The sequence below is a fragment of the Ligilactobacillus sp. WC1T17 genome (assembly GCA_900110005.1).
Taxonomy (GTDB): Bacteria; Bacillota; Bacilli; order Lactobacillales; family Lactobacillaceae; genus Ligilactobacillus; species Ligilactobacillus ruminis_A.
Genome location: FOCC01000008.1, coordinates 1 through 16,492 on the forward strand (window position 1 = coordinate 1; position 16,492 = coordinate 16,492).

Sequence of the window (16,492 nt, forward strand, 5' to 3'; positions counted from 1 at the left end):
TCGGGAAATAGCTCAGTTTGGTAGAGCACCTGGTTTGGGACCAGGGGGTCGCAGGTTCGAATCCTGTTTTCCCGATTGGATTATTCCAATAGCTATCGCGGCGTAGCTCAGCTGGCTAGAGCGTCCGGTTCATACCCGGGAGGTCGGGGGTTCGATCCCCTCCACCGCGATTTTTTCGTACTTAACGTCTCGGACCTTTAGCTCAGTTGGTTAGAGCAGACGGCTCATAACCGTCCGGTCGTAGGTTCGAGTCCTACAAGGTCCATATGTTTTATGGATTGAAGTATGAAATTTATTTTTCATGGAGGATTACCCAAGTCTGGCTGAAGGGAACGGTCTTGAAAACCGTCAGGTGGGTAAAACCACGCAAGAGTTCGAATCTCTTATCCTCCTTTTTAATTTAATATAATCGCGGGATGGAGCAGTCTGGTAGCTCGTCGGGCTCATAACCCGAAGGTCGTAGGTTCAAATCCTGCTCCCGCAATTGGTCCTATGGTGTAGGGGTTATCACGCCTGCCTGTCACGCAGGAGATCGCCGGTTCAAATCCGGCTAGGACCGTTTGTGACTTTAAATTTGGCTGCTTTCGGGCAGCTTTTTTGGAGGATTAGCTCAGTTGGGAGAGCGTCTGCCTTACAAGCAGAGGGTCACAGGTTCGAGCCCTGTATCCTCCATTTTTTGATGATGGCGGTAGTGGCGAAGTGGTTAACGCACCGGATTGTGGCTCCGGCACGCGTGGGTTCGATTCCCACCTACCGCCCTTGCTTTTAAGCACAATTTATGCCGGTGTGGCGGAATTGGCAGACGCGCTGGACTCAAAATCCAGTGTCCGTTGAGGACGTATCGGTTCGACCCCGATCACCGGTATTTTTTAAGCTCATGTTGTTAACATGGGCTTTTTTTGTATAAAATTTTAGCAATAAAAAATAAAAAGACGCTTTTAAGCGTCTTTTATTAGTGATATGGCGTAACATAAGCACAGTGCATCATTTTGGGAACATCTTGCCAGTTAACAGTAAATCCTGCTCCATGAGCACAAAAGACTGATTGAGGGGTATTCTCTAAATCACTTTCAGGTTGATAAGCAAGTTTTTTCAAAACATCTTGATCATGGCAAGGCAGGTAACCGAGTAAAGTTAAATCAATTTGACCCTGTCCATGGGTATAAGCCCTAAAAGTATCAAGATAAGTTTGGATTGTAGCGACTGGTACTTTACCGCTAATTGTTTGGTCCAAGGTTTGATCGACACTCCCGCCCAGTTGAACGATGTCAGTCATGGCTTTTCCCAATAAATTTAGCGGTGTTTCAAGTGTAAATTGGTACCAAGGTTCTAAAAGTTCGCAAGCATTTTTAGCATGCAACGCCATTAAACCTTGACGTACTGCCCGGCAGCTAGCTTGATAAAAATCACCGCCCTCAGTATGTTTTAAGTGTGATTTTCCGGTAACCAGGGTTATCTTTACATCAGTTAGAGGGTATCCGCCTAAAACGCCCCGGTGTTTTTTAGCTTTGAGGTGTGAAATAATCTGTTTTTGCCAATTAATTGCTAAATCATCTAGACTGCAAGTGCTAGCAAATTGCAAGCCGCTACCATGTGGCAGAGGTTCCAGTAACAGGTGGACTTCAGCATAATGCCTGAGTGGTTCGAAGTGTCCGACTGCCTCAATTGGCTGAGTAATCGTTTCTTGGTATAAAATCGACCCCTGATCAAAATCAATGTCTAAATGATAGCGATTATGCAAAATATCCTGCAAGACGTCAAGCTGCATTTTTCCCATTACTTGCAGTGATAGTTCCTGCAATTCTTGCGACCAAGAAAGATTTAAGCTTGGGTCTTCATCATTTAATTCTTGAAATGCTTTTAAACATTCGAAGAAATCATTTCCATTAGTGTTAACCCGATAAGTCATGACGGGTGCTTGTGTTAAGGTTAAGTCGGCTATCTCGCCTAGTCCCTGTCCGCTATAACTGGCCGTTAAGCCCGTTACTGCACAAACGCCTTGAGAAAATGTCGAAACATTTTTAAATGATTCACCATCGTAAAGTCTGATTTGGTTGATTTTTTGACCTTCAAGTAGTTGGGCACGCACGTTCAGTTGTCCGCCATATAGTCGCAGCCAGGTTAGACGCTCACCCTTGCTCTCATGGGTAATTTTAAACACACGAGCGCTAAAGGATGGCGTGGGGGCAATGTTCTTAGTCCAAGCAGCTAAGTCGGAGCAAAAAGTTTTAATGCCATCCATTTTTAAGGCTGAACCAAAATAGCAGGGAATAATCTCACTCTTAAAAATGGCCGCTTGCAGTTGCTGGTCAGTAATGGTTTCGGTTTCTAAATAAGTTTCAAGAAGCATTTCAGACTTATAAGCTGCTTCTTCTTTAAAGTTAGCATTAGAAAAGTCAACTAGAGGTGCATTTAATTCAGAGCTGATGACCTTTAAAAGCTCATCTTTAGAGGTGGGTGTCAAATCCATTTTATTAACAAAAATAAAGGTTGGAACGTGGTATTTTGTTAAAAGTTGCCAAATTTTTTTACTTTGGTTGGTCACCAAGTCCTTACTGGAGAGGACTAAAATGGCATAGTCTAGGATGCTCAATACTTCCTCAGTCTGAATTGCAAAGTCCAAGTGACCAGGTGTATCAAGTAAAGTTAAAGCCAAATTATTGAAAGTCAAGTTAGCTTGATGTGAAAAAATTGTAATACCGCGCTTTTTTTCTAAAGGAGTAGTATCTAAGAAGCTTTCCCCCTTGTCAACGCGACCGAGATGGGCTAATTTGCCGGCCTGATACATTAAAGCTTCTGATAAGGTTGTTTTGCCAGCATCAACACTGGCTACAATCCCAGCAATGATTTGTTTGATAAAATCGCCTTCTTTCATCACTATTTTATCAAAGGTTGAAAAACTTTGAAACAAAGACGATAATTTAGTGCTTTTTTTCAACTATTTTTACCTTTTAGAATTTTTGTGTTACAATCACTAGTGGTGTTACAATTCATTCCCGATAGGATTCACTTGCAGTGAAGATGCCTTGTAACCACAAATTTATAATATGGGGGAATTATTATGTCAGAAAGACATTTATTCACATCAGAATCAGTTTCAGAAGGACATCCGGATAAAATTGCCGATCAAATTAGTGATGCAATTTTAGACGCTTTGTTAGAGCAAGATCCATATGCACGTGTAGCAGCTGAAACAACCGTTACTACCGGTTTAGTTATGGTTGTAGGTGAAATTTCAACGAGTGCATATGTTGATATTCAAAAAGTTGTGCGCAATACGATTAAGGAAATTGGCTATACCGATGGCAAATTCGGCTTTGACGGTGACAACTGTGCTGTTTTAACGGCTATCGATGAACAGTCGGCCGATATCGCCTTAGGGGTTGACAACTCAGTTGAGACCAAGAGTGGCGATAAAGATCCGCTTGACCAAATTGGTGCCGGCGATCAAGGATTAATGTTTGGCTATGCCATCAATGAAACACCAGAATTGATGCCGCTGCCACTTGCTTTAAGCCATCGTTTGATGCGTAAAACTGCCGAAGTTCGCAAGAGTGGAAAATTAGCTTATTTGGGTCCAGATGCTAAAGCACAAGTTACGGTTGAATATGATGAAAATAATCAGCCGCTACGGGTTGATACGGTCGTTTTATCGACCCAGCATTTACCTGAAGTGTCTTTAGAGCAAATCAGAAAAGATATTAAAGAAGAAGTTATTAAGCAGGTCATTCCTGCTAAATGGCTTGATAATCAGACCAAATACTTCATTAATCCAACTGGACGTTTTGTAATTGGCGGTCCCCAAGGTGATGCCGGCTTGACAGGACGTAAAATCATTGTGGATACGTATGGTGGTTTTGGTCATCATGGTGGCGGTGCTTTTTCTGGTAAAGATGCTACCAAAGTTGACCGCTCAGCTAGCTATGCTGCGCGTTATATTGCTAAGAATATTGTTGCAGCTGAAATTGCTCCGCAAGTGGAAGTTCAAATTGCTTATGCAATTGGGGTTGCACAACCTGTCTCTGTATCGGTTAATACCTTTGGCAAATCGAAAGTAAGCGATGAAGCCTTAGTTAAAGCTATCCGTGAATGTTTTGATTTGCGTCCAGCAGGTATTATCCAAATGCTTGATTTACGCCGTCCTATTTACAAAAAGACGGCTGCTTATGGTCACTTTGGACGGAATGATCCTGATTTTACATGGGAAAAGACGGACAAAGTTGCTGCTTTGAAAAAGGCACTTAATTTAGACTAGAAGTATTTTTAGGGGCTGTTATAACAACAGCCCCTTTTTTATTACAAAGAAAATGATGGTGAGATAAGAATGAAACTTTATGCTGATCAAAAATTAATGAAGGTAGCAGACAAAATTGCTTTAGGCCAAACAGAGCCAACGCAAACAGCTTATTTGAGCAATATGCGTAAAAAAAGCAAGCCTTTAATGGATGAATGGCATTTGCAAAGTAAAATTGTCGCTGGAAACAAGCTTTACTTTTTGATTCAAGCGGAAATAGGCTTTGTTTTAGTTTTTGACGAACAAAATATGCAAATCAGAAAGCTGTTATCAAATGTATTGCATGAATTACAAGTCTTTGGTGCACAACGGAACCTTTATTATGAAAGTATGTTTGCTGGCAATAACGTCACTCCAACATTAGAACAAGACTTTGTGTTTGAGCTTGATCTTCATGAACTAGAAACCCAAAGATTTAAAGAGGCTTTAAAATTGCCTAACCATTTCCAAGCTTTAGTTGAATATTCTGCAGTTCTAACTTATGCTAACCAGCCACATGCCGTGGGAGGTGGCTTTGATTACTTTTGTGAACAGGCTTATCGGTTGGAAATGAAGGCTAATACGCAAAAAAAGGTGCCAGCCTATGTTGATTTGAAGGCAGATTTTGCTGATTACCAGCAGTGGAATGAATTTTATTTGTTAGGCAAAGAAGATCCCAACTTTAGGAAAATTCGTAAGCAAATCTTGGCTAATAACTATCGCTTATTGGATCAATTAAGTAAGATTTTAAAGCAAAAACGTAAGTTAAGTGACAAATCGGCTAATTATGAAGTCAAAATTGTGGCCAAATTCATTAACGATTATCTTTTAGCCACTAAGATTGAAACACCAAGCAGTAATTTATTTGAAATTGGCGATTACCTCATGCAGTATTACTACACGGCCATGACTTCCCAAAAAGATTTTCAACAAATTGCGCAGGAAAAAAATGAAATTGCACAGGCTTTGGATGATTTATACCACTTCATGTCACGGACGGGCATGATTAAAAAAAGCGATTATGACAAGGTTGTTTCTTGTTTAAAAGAAGCTTTGCTTTGGACTAAAGAAAAAGATGATGGTACAGCGACTGATTTTTCTACGCCAACTTTAGCTGATTTTATGGCAATTTATACTAATTTGCCGCATGATTTGCAAAAGCAGTTTTTAAATGATTTTAATATGGACAGTTTAGACGATGTTTACCAAGTTTTTGGTGAAGAAGCTAAATAAAAAAGGTATGATTAAACATCATACCTTTTTTATTGCGGCAGTAAAATGCGCAAGGAAAACCAATGGTTATTATTTTTAATGGTCATGGTACCGGCGTATTTAGCTGTAATTCTTTGGATGCTCTTGAGACCGTACCCATGTGATAGGGCATCTTTTTTAGTAGTTTTAGGTAAATTTTCAGCTGTGAGTTCAATTTGAGCTTCAGTATAATTATCAACCGTAAAAACGATAAAACCAGCTTTTTGGGTCAAGCGCAATTTGATAAGCCTTTTTTTAGTATCCGATATTTTTTCGGCGGATTCAATAGCATTATCTAAAGCATTGCCGACTAAGCTGCACAAATCCATGGTGTCAATTTTATTTAGCAATTTACCGTCGGCAATACAGGTGAAATCAATCTGATGCGCAATACAGTATGCATTCTTGCGGGTTAAGATGACATCTAAAATAGGGTTGTCGGTATGGACGTCGGCTTTAAATTGACTGATATCAGCTCTGATTTTTTCAATATAAGCTTTGCGCTTAGTGGAATCTTCTTCCAACTCAATCGTATCTAATTGATGCTTTAAATCATGGAAGCGCTGGTTAACTAAAGCTACACTTTCCTGATAAGCCAGATATTGATCATATTGTGATTGGACCATATTGTTCATCAGCGTTAAATCGTGTTGCAGGTAGTGGTCATAATGCTGGTTTTCATAGAGCTCAATGAGTAGCAAACCGCATAAATCAACAAAAGTCCGCATGGTAAAAATAGCGGGAGAACCGCCAAATTGTAAGGGAGTATGCGTACCTAAAAAGCCCAGGTTGCTGACCAAAAAAATCATGCTGGCAATCAAGGTTAGATTTAACGCATTTTTATTCGTGACAGTTAAAAAGGCATATTTAGCTGCTTTGGTTTGATTGATGCACCATATATCACTAAGAAAGATGCCACAACAGTTAAGAACATGCGTAAAGCTTGCCACGATATTATGTACACAATTGTAAACTCACGTGAATATTCCAAGGATAATAAGCAAGGCAACATGCTTCCATGGCAAAAGACAGTGGTTACCTTTGATGTCATTGCCGGTATCGTTGTAGTTGCACTTGAAGTATTGGCAGCTTATATTTATCGTCGCCGTTTTACAAAATAATAAATGAAAAGACTTTGGCTGGTTAGCCAAAGCCTTTTTTTGCTGAAAATTGAAATAAATAAGAAGAAAATAGTAATATCTATTTTTTAGTAAAGTTATTAACCTTTACGTAAGAATTGTTTGTTATAATTATTCTGTATAAATAATTAACAATCGAGGTGGAACTGTAATGATGAAGAGAAAAGACCGGATTAAAGCGCAAAAAAAAGAGCAGGCGCTGCAAAATATTAAATCTGTTAAAAAGGCAACAACTTATCTTGGAACCACCGTCTTAATGGGAACAGCTGGTTTTATGCTGGAAAATAAAGATAAAGTTCAAGCCGATACTGTCCAAGTAAATCAAAATAATTCACAAGCTGAAGAAGCATCGCAAAGCAGTACAACTTCAAGTCAAAATACAACCGTTGGGCAGACGCAAAGACAGGCAGCCGGTCAAACCAGTGCATCACAAAATTCAACCAGCCAAAGCTCAACCAGTCAGGCTAGCACATCGCAAAGTTCAACGAGCCAAAATTCACAAAGCGTCACAACTTCGACTTTTAAAACGGCCACAACTAATCAGGCTACGCTGCAAAAAACCCAAACAATTTTATCAACCAGTTTGGCTAAGTCAACTAGTTCTTATTCTAGTAATGTCCAAAGCTTTTTAAATACAATTGGACAAGCAGCGCGGCAAGTCGCTGCCAGCCGCGGTATTTACGCATCGGTGATGATTGCTCAAGCAGCCCTTGAAAGCGGCTGGGGTGGCAGTTATTTGTCAACAGCAGCAAATAACTATTTTGGAATCAAATGGAATGGTTCAGGCGCTTATATCAGTTTATCCACGCAAGAATATTATAGTGGTGCTTATCACACAGTCACGGCCCGGTTCCAACGTTATTCCAGTGCGCAGGAATCATTAAATGCTTATGCAACCTTGATTTGTAATAATTTTCCTAAATCAACCAAGGCTAATGCTTCAAGTTATGCCGTGGCAGCGCAAAATTTGAGTAAGGGTGTTTACGGCTCTTATGCTACTGATCCCAGCTATGCCAGCAAATTAATCACAATGATTAAGACCTATAATTTGACGCAATATGACAGCAGTACTTCTTCTGCTGCAACTATTCCTACCAGTTATACAAATACAACCAATACCGCCAGCACAACGGTGAAGGCGACTGGCACTTATAAGGTTGTTTCAGGCGATACCTTGTGGAAAATTGCTACTAAATATGGGATTTCGGTAGCTACATTAAAAGCTTTGAATAATTTGTCAACTGATACCATTTACGTAGGGCAAACGTTAAAAGTAGCAGGAACCAGTTCAAGTGCCAGTCAAAGCAAAACGATGACGCAAACTAAGACGTCTGCGACGACTACGAAAGCTGCTACGACAACTTCTACAGCAACGAGTAGCAATACTTATACCGTCAAATCCGGGGACAGCTTGTGGGCTATTGCTACTAAATATGGCTGCAGTGTGAATAATTTGAAGTCTTGGAATAATTTGTCATCAAATACAATTCATCCTGGTCAAAAATTAATCATTAAAAAGACGACGTCAACGGTCCAAAAGCAAGCTCAAACAACGACTGCTAAAAAGACGCAAACAAAAGCAGCGGCCAAAACGACCAGCTCTAAGACCAATAGTACCTATACGGTTAAATCCGGTGATAGTTTATGGAAGATTGCCACTAATCACAATATGAGCGTGGCTACGTTGAAGAGCTTAAACCATTTAACTAGCGACTTGATTTTTGTGGGGCAAAAATTAACTTTAAACACTGCTGTTAAAGCTCAGACCACAACGGCGAAGACCCCGGTTGTCAAAACATCAGCAGCTAAAAAGACAAGCACGAAGACGACCACAACAACGACCAGCTCAAGCAGCTATACGGTCAAATCAGGCGACAGTTTATGGGCTATTGCCAATAAATATGGTTTAACCGTGGCTAAGTTAAAACAACTCAATGGCCTGTCTTCTAACACCATTTATGTAGGGCAAAAACTCAAGGTTCAAAAAACCAGCACCGCAACCAAGACTGCAACTAAAAAGGCGTCTAAATCTAATTCCAGCAGTACTTACACGGTCAAATCAGGCGACAGTCTGTGGCGGATTGCTGCTAACCATAATACGACAGTTAACCGTTTAAAGAGTTTGAACCATTTGACTAGCGACATGATTTATGTCGGTCAAAGCTTGAAATTAAGCTAGGCAAGACTTGAAATTAAGGTGACTTTTTGCTAAGATTAAAGCAATATTCGAACGCTAAGAAGGAATAGTAAGAGGCATTCGGCTTTTAAGAGAAGATGCGGATGGTGGAAGCATTAAGCTAGTGTTTTTGAACTCGCCTTTGAGTTCTTTGCTGAAAAGAGTAGGCAAAGACGGTACTCCCGTTATGAGTTAAAGTGTCAGCAAGTTGCTGGAACATAGGTGGTACCGCGATAACTCGTCCTATATGAAGCTTAGGCTTTGTATGGGATTTTTTTATTACTTTTAGATACCAGAAAGGAAGTTTCACAATGGCTTACGATCACAAAGCAATTGAAAAAAAGTGGCAACACTATTGGGAAGAACACAAAACCTTCAAAACAACTGAAGATCCGGCTAAGAAAAATTATTATGCCTTGGATATGTTCCCATACCCATCTGGACAAGGACTCCACGTGGGACACCCGGAAGGATATACTGCAACCGATATTATTTCACGGATGAAGCGGATGCAAGGCTACAATGTTTTACACCCAATGGGTTGGGATGCCTTTGGTTTGCCAGCTGAACAATATGCTTTGAAGACAGGTAATTCTCCTCGTGAATTCACCAAGAAAAATATCAACAATTTCCGGCGTCAAATCAAGTCTTTAGGCTTGTCTTACGACTGGGACCGCGAAGTAAATACCACTGATCCAGCTTATTACAAGTGGACCCAATGGATTTTTGAACAACTCTATAAACGCGGTTTGGCTTATGAAGCTGAAATTCCGGTTAACTGGAGTCCCGATCTTGGCACGGTTGTGGCTAATGAAGAAGTTATTGATGGCAAAACCGAACGTGGCGGTTTTCCTGTTATCAGAAAGCCAATGCGGCAATGGGTTTTGCGGATTACAGCTTATGCCGACCGGTTAATTGATGACCTTGATGATCTTGATTGGCCTGAAGCAATCAAGGAACAGCAAAGAAACTGGATTGGACGTTCTGTGGGTGCCTCGGTTCACTTTAAGACTGATTCTAAGACACCATTAGATATTGAAGTCTTCACGACCCGTCCTGATACCTTATTTGGTGCTTCTGTCTTGGTTTTAGCACCGGAACATGAATTGGTAGCTCAATTAACAACGCCAGCCCAAAAAGATGCGGTTGAAGCTTATATCGATGAAGTTTCCCATAAATCTGACCTTGAAAGAACTGACTTGGCTAAAGAAAAAACCGGGGTCTTTACGGGTGCATATGCAATTAATCCTGTTAATGGTGAAAAATTACCAATTTGGATTGGGGATTATGTTTTAGCATCATATGGTACAGGTGCTATTATGGTGGTTCCAGCTCATGATGAACGCGATTATGAATTTGCTAAGACTTTTGGTTTGAACATTACACCTGTTATCGAAGGCGGCGATGTGACACAAGAAGCTTACACTGGCGACGGCAAGCATATCAATTCCGGTTTCTTGGATGGCTTAAATAAAGAAGAAGCCATTGAAAAGATGCTTTCTTGGCTGGAAGAAAAAGGCGTAGGTCAAAAGAAAGTCAACTATCGCTTAAGAGACTGGACTTTCTCACGGCAACGCTACTGGGGCGAACCAATTCCTGTTATTCATTGGGAAGATGGTGAAACCACATTGGTTCCAGAAGAAGAACTGCCATTACGTTTGCCAAAGGCAGATGACATTAAGCCATCAGGAACAGGTGAAAGTCCTTTAGCCAACTTAACTGATTGGGTAAATGTGGTTGATAAAAATGGTCGCAAAGGCAAGCGTGAAACCAATACCATGCCTCAATGGGCAGGCTCTTCTTGGTATTTCTTGCGCTATGTTGATCCGCATAATACCCAAGCTTTGGCTGATTACCACAAGTTAAAGGCTTGGTTGCCGGTTGACCTTTATATCGGCGGGGCTGAACATGCTGTTTTGCACTTGCTTTATGCACGTTTCTGGCACAAATTCTTGTATGATTTAGGCGTTGTGCCAACCAAAGAACCATTCCAAAAGTTGGTTAACCAAGGGATGATTTTAGGTAACAACCATGAAAAGATGTCTAAATCAAAGGGCAATGTTATTAATCCTGATGACATTGTGGAACAATATGGTGCAGATACCTTGCGCTTATATGAAATGTTCATGGGACCTTTGGAAGCTTCTAAACCATGGAGTGAAGATGGCTTAAACGGGTCATACCGCTTTATTAACCGGATTTGGAATTTGCTTATTGACGAAGAAGGAAATCTCAGAGATCGAATTACAACTATCAATGAAGGTAAGTTGGATAAGGTCTATAACCAAACGGTCAAGAAGGTCAGTGAAGACTTTAGCAAGATGCACTTTAACACAGCTATTTCACAATTAATGGTCTTTGTTAATGATTGCTATAAGGCTGATTCCTTGCCACTCGAATACATGGAAGGCTTTGTTAAATTGTTAGCACCACTGGTACCGCATATTGCCGAAGAATTGTGGACCAAGCTGGGACATGTTGGCAGCATTGCTTATGTCAAGTGGCCTGAATATGATGAAAGCAAGCTCGTTGAAAGCGAAGTTGAAATTGTCGTTCAAATTAACGGCAAGGTACGCCAACATTTAACAGTGGCTAAGGATATCAATAAAGAAGATTTAGAAAAACAAGCTTTAGCTGATAGTCATATTGCCGAATTGTTAGCAGGCAAGAATGTGATTAAAGTGATTGCTATTCCAGGCAAATTAGTAAACATTGTTGTTAAATAACCGCAGAAGCAGAATCTTTAGGATTCTGCTTTTTTGTTAAATGAAATGGCTTTTCTAAATAAAAAATATAGATTTAAATATTATAATAACCTATTCTTTAATTAAACAATTTAGAGTTTATTCTAAAAAATAGCTTTTACTATTGAGATGATAGCGTTTTATCTTAGGGAGGGATAAAAATGGTTAATAAAATAAGTGCAGGTAGTCAAAAGCAGGCTTTAGCAATATATAGCCCTAGTACAAAAGCATATAAAGAAACATATGCCGGCTACATGGATGCCAGTGAAGATATTAAGGCTGTTTCGGAAGGCAAAATATTCAAATTCTTTTACGTCTTTAGAAATAGGGTTGCAACGGGAGAACATTATGATTTTCAAAATGGTGCGGAGTCAACAGATAAGATCTGATTATTGAGATTACCGGGGTTGGTCAAGACGGTAAAGTATATGATAACAAGGTGCACATTAATCAAATTAATCCACACAATGCCAGTGCTAATGAGATGATTGCCTTTAGATGCTATTTGCGGCATACAAATCTGGGACGGAGGCTTATGACTGGAATTTTTTTAATTTAAATACGACTAAAGAAAATGGCTCTTTTGATCAAAGAAGCTAAATTAATTGAAGCATGAAAAAAAGCAGCAAACAATGTTTGCTGCTTTTTGTTAGCTTGCTTTTATGCAAAAATTCCCTTAAAATTTATCTTTGCAAGTGTAAAGAGGAGGATTTTTTTGTGAAGAGTGAATTATCAAGGGCTTTGACCCACCGTCATGTGCAAATGATTGCCATTGGCGGCGCTATTGGAACGGGGCTTTTTTTAGGTTCTGGATCAGCTATTCAAAAGGCAGGACCAGCCATTATTTTGGCCTATTTAATTGCCGGTCTGTTCTGCTTTTTTATGATGCGGGCTATTGGTGAACTGATTTTATCGGATTTAAACAAGACATCATTTATTGAATTTGTGCGGGAATATTTAGGAGTACGCTGGGAATTTATTGTGGGCTGGACCTATTGGCTTTGCTGGGAATCATTAGCGATGGCCGATTTAACCGCCAGCGGGATTTATTTGCGTTACTGGTTTCCCAATCTACCCCAATGGGTGACGGCTTTAGTAATTGTCTTATTGCTGTTAGCCTTTAACTTGCTGAGTGTAGGAGCTTTTGGCGAACTTGAAAGCTGGTTTTCCAGTATTAAAGTTTTGGCGATTTTAGCCTTGATTGTGACCGGTTTATTTTTATTGGTAGTAAAAGCAAATGTGGGCGGACACCAGGTTGTTTTAGCTAACCTGGTTAATTATGGGGGCTTTTTTCCACAAGGTATCGGCGGATTAATGGCGGCTTTTCCTATGGTTATTTTTGCTTTTACTGGGATTGAAATGGTGGGGCTGACCTCGGGCGAAACGGCCAATCCTAAAGCTGATTTGCCACGAGCCATCAATACTTTACCGCTGCGCATTGGCCTTTTTTATGTGGGATCGATGTTTGTCTTGATGTGCATTTATCCGTGGAATCAAATTACAACGTCTTCCAGTCCTTTTGTGCAGGTTTTTAGCGGGATTGGCATTAAAATGGCTGCTGGAATCATCAATTTTGTTGTTTTGACAGCTGCTTTGTCAGCTTGCAATAGTGCCATTTTCAGTACCAGCCGGACGGTATTTGTCTTAGCTAATAATCAGCAGGCATCAGTAAAATTGGCTAAAATCAACAACCGCAGTGTACCTGTGAATGCACTGATTTTTTCAGCGGGAACATTGTTTTTAGCGGTGGTTTTGAACTACTTTTTGCCGGCGGTCATTTTTGAAGTAATTTCAGGGGTGGCCACGGTTAGTTTTGTATTTGTGTGGATTATTTTACTGGTCTGCCATTACCGCTATAAATGTCAGCATCAAAACCAGGACGGAATATTTTTGATGCCGTTCTTTCCAGCCTCAGATATTGTTACCATCAGCTTTTTTTTGTTAGTATTAGTATTGTTAGCTTTTGCCCAAAGCACGTTAATGTCACTGGCTTTTGCAGTGCTATGGTTTATAGCTTTGGCAGTGCTTCAAAAATTAATAGTAGGAAGAAAACATGAGATTAGATAAATTTTTAGCTGAAGCTGGTTTAGGCAGCCGCAGTGAAGTTAAAAAATGGTTGAAAGATAAGCAAATAACCGTCAACGGGGAGGTCGAGACTTCTCCTAAAAGACAAGTTATCAGCACAGACCAGATTTTTGCGGCACAAAAGCCGCTGAAACTCAAAGGCTTAGTGTATTACTTGTTATATAAGCCGCAAAATGTGATTACGGCGACTAAAGATCAAAGTCAGCGCACAGTTTTGGATTTAATCAAACCAAGTGACTATGTAAAAGACTTAGCCCCTGTCGGACGCCTTGATAAAGACACAACTGGTTTACTATTATTAACTAATGATGGCCAATTGGCGCATGACTTATTAGCGCCTAAAAAGCATGTCGCTAAAACTTACTGGGCTAAAATCAGCGGTGTGATGACGAAGGCTGATGCGGACGCTTTTTTGCATCCGTTGACCCTCAAAAACGGCGAAGTTACGAAGCCAGCTCATTTAGAAATTTTGGCGGCAGATGAAAAAGAGGCATATTCAGAGGTTTTAATTACGATTACGGAAGGCAAATACCATCAAGTAAAGCGGATGGTTGCCAGCCGGGGTAAAAAAGTTGTTGCATTGAAGCGGATTAAGATGGGAGCTTTAACCCTTGATCCAACCCTTAAGCCAGGCGAATATCGCCCATTGACTGAAAGTGAAATAGCTAAATTAAAAGGCAGGTAAAACCTGCCCTTTTTTAATGTTTAGGTGTGCGGTAATTGTGGCTGCCTTTAATTTTATGGACGTGCTGTTTGATGGAAACACCAGGCGTCGTAATTCTAAAATGCTTCATTTTGCCTTCAAAAGGACGACCTGACATTCGTGTTTGTGTCCAAGTTTGCATGGCCACAATCATTTCCGCTAAATCAGCTAATTGCTTTTGATTATTTTCTCTTAAAGCTTCGCGCCAAATATCAGTTTGCAAACGAGTTGCCAGATTTTGGTGGTAGGCCATAAGTTCTTTAGTCAAAGGAGCATGACGGTATTGGTTGAATAATTTTTGAATAAGCTCCATCGCTTCATGGACGGATTGGGGTTTAACATAACGGTTCACGGTTTAAACTCTTTTCTAATCATTGTTGATAACAGTAAAACGTATTTGGTGGTGTTTAGGGTGTTTAATTTCTTCAATTAAAACATTGGCCATGGTGTCATAGGTTGTAAATGATGCACCGTGGTCGTTAAATAATAGGTCGTCTTGGCCATACAAAGTATTTTGAGCTGCTGGACCAAGTTTAAATTCAGCCCCAGGCGAAACGCCGACCCAATCAACATTGACGACATCTTTTAAGAAATTCAGTTCTAATAGCTGATTTTTAGGGATTTCGACCCAGCTGTCAGCACCAGGCATTTTCTTGATATCTTCGACAAAAAGATGCTGATCTTCGCCGGTCTTAAGGCTGCCAGCACCTAAAATAAATACCAGGCGCTGTTTTTCATTACGGAAAAGTGCAATGAGTTTAGTGGCTAAGTCAACATGTAAATAAGCCATTTGCGGTGCGGTCGCAAATGCATCGACAATGACGTCTTGTCCTTTTAAATCATCTTTGGTTAGATCAAAGGCGTCTTTGACCACTAAATGAGCTTTAGGGCCTAAAATGGTGCGGGCCTTTTTTTCATCTCTGACAAAAGCTGTTACTTCAAATTCACTGTCGGCGGCAGCTTTTTTAAAAAGCGCACTGCCGGCTTTCCCAGAAGCTCCGATAATTCCTAATTTAATCATGAAAAGACTTCCTTTCTAGTTAAGCATTATTTTTTAAATAAAGCTGTCTAATTTCTTGGACAAATTCCGTCACCAAAGAATTGCAATCAGCATGGGTGCATAAAAAGCAGGGAAAAGAGATGGGATAATCGAATTCAAGCCAAGCAAAGTGAGGATCATCATCTTCGTAGATATCAGGCATTAAACAAAGCCCTCTTTTAGCAGCAATATCAGTCAAGGTTGTTTCGTGATTGCGGCTGTTGAGCGTTTTAAGCTGAAGTTTAGCAGCGATATCGCTATGCACCTTGCGCAACTTTAGGACTTTTGCCACCGACCAAGAGGGTGCGTCCCTTTAAATCCTCCAAATAGGCGGTTGATTTCCTGGCTAGCGGGTCATCAGCGCGGGTAACTAATTTTAAACGGCTATCATAGAGCGGATAGGTATTTAGATTACTAACGCCTCCAAGTTCTTGGCCTCTAACAAAGATTATATCAGATTTTCCGGTTAAGAAGTCATCTAAACGATTGGGCCATTAGCAAAAAGCGGACCGATAAAAACATCAGGGGATTTGTGACTGAAATTTTCAATTGCTAAAGGCAGTTTGAGTAAAGCTGTCCGTTATGGTGCTAATTTTAATTTGCTTTTGATAGTTATTGGCAAAATTTTGGCACTGCTCGATTAAAAAAAGCAAAGCTTCGTTAACCTGTTTCAGACCGTGGCAGAATTGTTCACCAGCCTGCGTGAGGAAAACTTTTTTATTGGTGCGGTCAAAAATAGTGAACCCCAGTTCATTTTCAAGAGCTTTGATTATAAAACGGGCTTGACCTCTGATTTTAATCAGGGGTCAAGCCCGCCAAACTGTCTTATCTATTTTTACCATAATAGCCTTTAAGTTGCCTTCTCATAGCTTCTGTATACTGCGATTCAATATATTTTTCTACAACTTCTTTACTCATATCACCTAAAGTACCCATATAATAACTAGGCGACCACAAATGTCCACATATACTGGCAAAGAAGTGGATAGGGATTATAACGTAGCCTTAAACATTAGGGAATGGGGCTTACACCCAGAAAAACATGTAAAATTAAGGGATTATCCTAAATTAAAAGCAAGTAA

Annotated in this window: 14 protein-coding genes, 9 tRNA genes, 2 pseudogenes, 1 riboswitch and 1 other annotated feature; of the genes and pseudogenes, 17 read left to right on the forward strand and 8 right to left on the reverse strand. The window is 40.2% G+C overall.

Annotated elements, in window-relative coordinates; genetic code table 11:
• Position 1: 1 nt before the first annotated feature.
• The 9 genes from BMX26_RS05965 (at position 2) to BMX26_RS06005 (ending at position 865) form a co-directional block, all read left to right on the forward strand.
• Positions 2 to 75: transfer RNA gene (locus tag BMX26_RS05965), tRNA-Pro, on the forward strand.
• A gap of 21 nt (positions 76 to 96) precedes the next feature.
• Positions 97 to 170, forward strand: a tRNA-Met gene (locus BMX26_RS05970).
• 21 nt (positions 171 to 191) lie between these two features.
• A tRNA-Ile gene (locus BMX26_RS05975) sits at positions 192 to 265 on the forward strand.
• A 38-nt stretch (positions 266 to 303) separates the two neighbouring features.
• Positions 304 to 393: transfer RNA gene (locus BMX26_RS05980), tRNA-Ser, on the forward strand.
• Between the two features lie 17 nt (positions 394 to 410).
• A tRNA-Met gene (locus tag BMX26_RS05985) sits at positions 411 to 484 on the forward strand.
• Between the two features lie 2 nt (positions 485 to 486).
• Positions 487 to 559 (forward strand) — tRNA-Asp (locus tag BMX26_RS05990).
• Positions 560 to 599: 40 nt separating this feature from the next.
• Positions 600 to 672 (forward strand) — tRNA-Val (locus BMX26_RS05995).
• Positions 673 to 685: 13 nt separating this feature from the next.
• A tRNA-His gene (locus tag BMX26_RS06000) sits at positions 686 to 758 on the forward strand.
• Positions 759 to 780: 22 nt separating this feature from the next.
• Positions 781 to 865 (forward strand) — tRNA-Leu (locus BMX26_RS06005).
• An 87-nt stretch (positions 866 to 952) separates the two neighbouring features.
• Here BMX26_RS06005 and BMX26_RS06010 read toward each other — a convergent pair.
• On the reverse strand, positions 953 to 2,938 hold the full coding sequence (locus BMX26_RS06010) for an elongation factor G (RefSeq protein ID WP_412771406.1): 1,986 nt from the start codon (positions 2,936 to 2,938) through the stop codon (positions 953 to 955).
• A 40-nt stretch (positions 2,939 to 2,978) separates the two neighbouring features.
• A riboswitch (SMK box riboswitch) is annotated at positions 2,979 to 3,064 on the forward strand.
• Here BMX26_RS06010 and metK point away from each other — a divergent pair.
• Together metK and BMX26_RS06020 are read left to right on the forward strand one after the other, a co-directional pair.
• Positions 3,062 to 4,255 carry a methionine adenosyltransferase gene (gene metK / locus BMX26_RS06015; protein ID WP_075530551.1) on the forward strand — a complete coding sequence of 398 codons (1,194 nt, stop codon included), beginning with the start codon at positions 3,062 to 3,064 and terminating at the stop codon, positions 4,253 to 4,255. (Overlaps the previous riboswitch by 3 nt.)
• A gap of 69 nt (positions 4,256 to 4,324) precedes the next feature.
• Positions 4,325 to 5,506: a hypothetical protein gene (locus BMX26_RS06020; RefSeq protein WP_075530552.1), complete on the forward strand. Its 1,182-nt coding sequence runs from the start codon at positions 4,325 to 4,327 to the stop codon at positions 5,504 to 5,506.
• 29 nt (positions 5,507 to 5,535) lie between these two features.
• On the opposite strand, the gene BMX26_RS06025 is transcribed toward BMX26_RS06020, so the two are convergent.
• Positions 5,536 to 6,324, reverse strand: a complete 789-nt coding sequence (locus BMX26_RS06025; protein WP_173648120.1) for an ATP-binding protein — start codon at positions 6,322 to 6,324, stop codon at positions 5,536 to 5,538.
• An 81-nt stretch (positions 6,325 to 6,405) separates the two neighbouring features.
• Between BMX26_RS06025 and BMX26_RS06030 the strand changes: the two genes are divergently transcribed.
• From BMX26_RS06030 to BMX26_RS06055, 6 genes are all read left to right on the forward strand, one after another.
• Entirely contained in the window at positions 6,406 to 6,645 is a 240-nt protein-coding gene (locus BMX26_RS06030) for a hypothetical protein (RefSeq protein WP_075530554.1), read from the forward strand.
• A gap of 169 nt (positions 6,646 to 6,814) precedes the next feature.
• On the forward strand, positions 6,815 to 8,842 hold the full coding sequence (locus BMX26_RS06035; protein WP_075530555.1) for a muramidase family protein: 2,028 nt from the start codon (positions 6,815 to 6,817) through the stop codon (positions 8,840 to 8,842).
• A 45-nt stretch (positions 8,843 to 8,887) separates the two neighbouring features.
• Positions 8,888 to 9,088: a binding site (T-box leader), on the forward strand.
• A 62-nt stretch (positions 9,089 to 9,150) separates the two neighbouring features.
• A complete protein-coding gene (gene leuS / locus BMX26_RS06040) occupies positions 9,151 to 11,565 on the forward strand; it encodes a leucine--tRNA ligase (protein WP_075530556.1) in 2,415 nt (804 codons plus the stop codon).
• 179 nt (positions 11,566 to 11,744) lie between these two features.
• The gene (locus BMX26_RS06045; protein ID WP_075530557.1) at positions 11,745 to 11,972 is read left to right on the forward strand and encodes a hypothetical protein; all 228 of its coding nucleotides are present in this window, start codon (positions 11,745 to 11,747) and stop codon (positions 11,970 to 11,972) included.
• 328 nt (positions 11,973 to 12,300) lie between these two features.
• The gene (locus BMX26_RS06050) at positions 12,301 to 13,650 is read left to right on the forward strand and encodes an amino acid permease (protein WP_075530558.1); all 1,350 of its coding nucleotides are present in this window, start codon (positions 12,301 to 12,303) and stop codon (positions 13,648 to 13,650) included.
• A complete protein-coding gene (locus BMX26_RS06055; protein WP_075530559.1) occupies positions 13,637 to 14,353 on the forward strand; it encodes a pseudouridine synthase in 717 nt (238 codons plus the stop codon). Before BMX26_RS06050 ends, BMX26_RS06055 begins: the two co-directional genes overlap by 14 nt.
• Before the next feature lie 13 nt (positions 14,354 to 14,366).
• On the opposite strand, the gene BMX26_RS06060 is transcribed toward BMX26_RS06055, so the two are convergent.
• From BMX26_RS06060 to BMX26_RS06080, 6 genes and pseudogenes are all read right to left on the reverse strand, one after another.
• Positions 14,367 to 14,684 (reverse strand): hypothetical protein, encoded by a 318-nt coding sequence (locus BMX26_RS06060; protein WP_075530645.1) that lies wholly within the window; start codon positions 14,682 to 14,684, stop codon positions 14,367 to 14,369.
• Positions 14,685 to 14,738: 54 nt separating this feature from the next.
• Positions 14,739 to 15,392 carry an NAD(P)H-binding protein gene (locus BMX26_RS06065; protein ID WP_075530560.1) on the reverse strand — a complete coding sequence of 218 codons (654 nt, stop codon included), beginning with the start codon at positions 15,390 to 15,392 and terminating at the stop codon, positions 14,739 to 14,741.
• A 19-nt stretch (positions 15,393 to 15,411) separates the two neighbouring features.
• Positions 15,412 to 15,702, reverse strand: coding sequence for a hypothetical protein (locus BMX26_RS06070; protein WP_075530561.1), 291 nt, complete (start codon positions 15,700 to 15,702; stop codon positions 15,412 to 15,414).
• Positions 15,668 to 15,880 (reverse strand): annotated as a pseudogene (locus BMX26_RS09895) (LysR substrate-binding domain-containing protein); the annotation flags it as partial. The pseudogene BMX26_RS09895 and the gene BMX26_RS06070, both read right to left, overlap by 35 nt.
• Before the next feature lie 75 nt (positions 15,881 to 15,955).
• The gene (locus BMX26_RS09760; protein ID WP_412771407.1) at positions 15,956 to 16,213 is read right to left on the reverse strand and encodes a LysR family transcriptional regulator; all 258 of its coding nucleotides are present in this window, start codon (positions 16,211 to 16,213) and stop codon (positions 15,956 to 15,958) included.
• Between the two features lie 22 nt (positions 16,214 to 16,235).
• Positions 16,236 to 16,373: pseudogene (locus BMX26_RS06080) on the reverse strand (transposase); the annotation flags it as partial.
• Positions 16,374 to 16,492 lie beyond the last annotated feature (119 nt).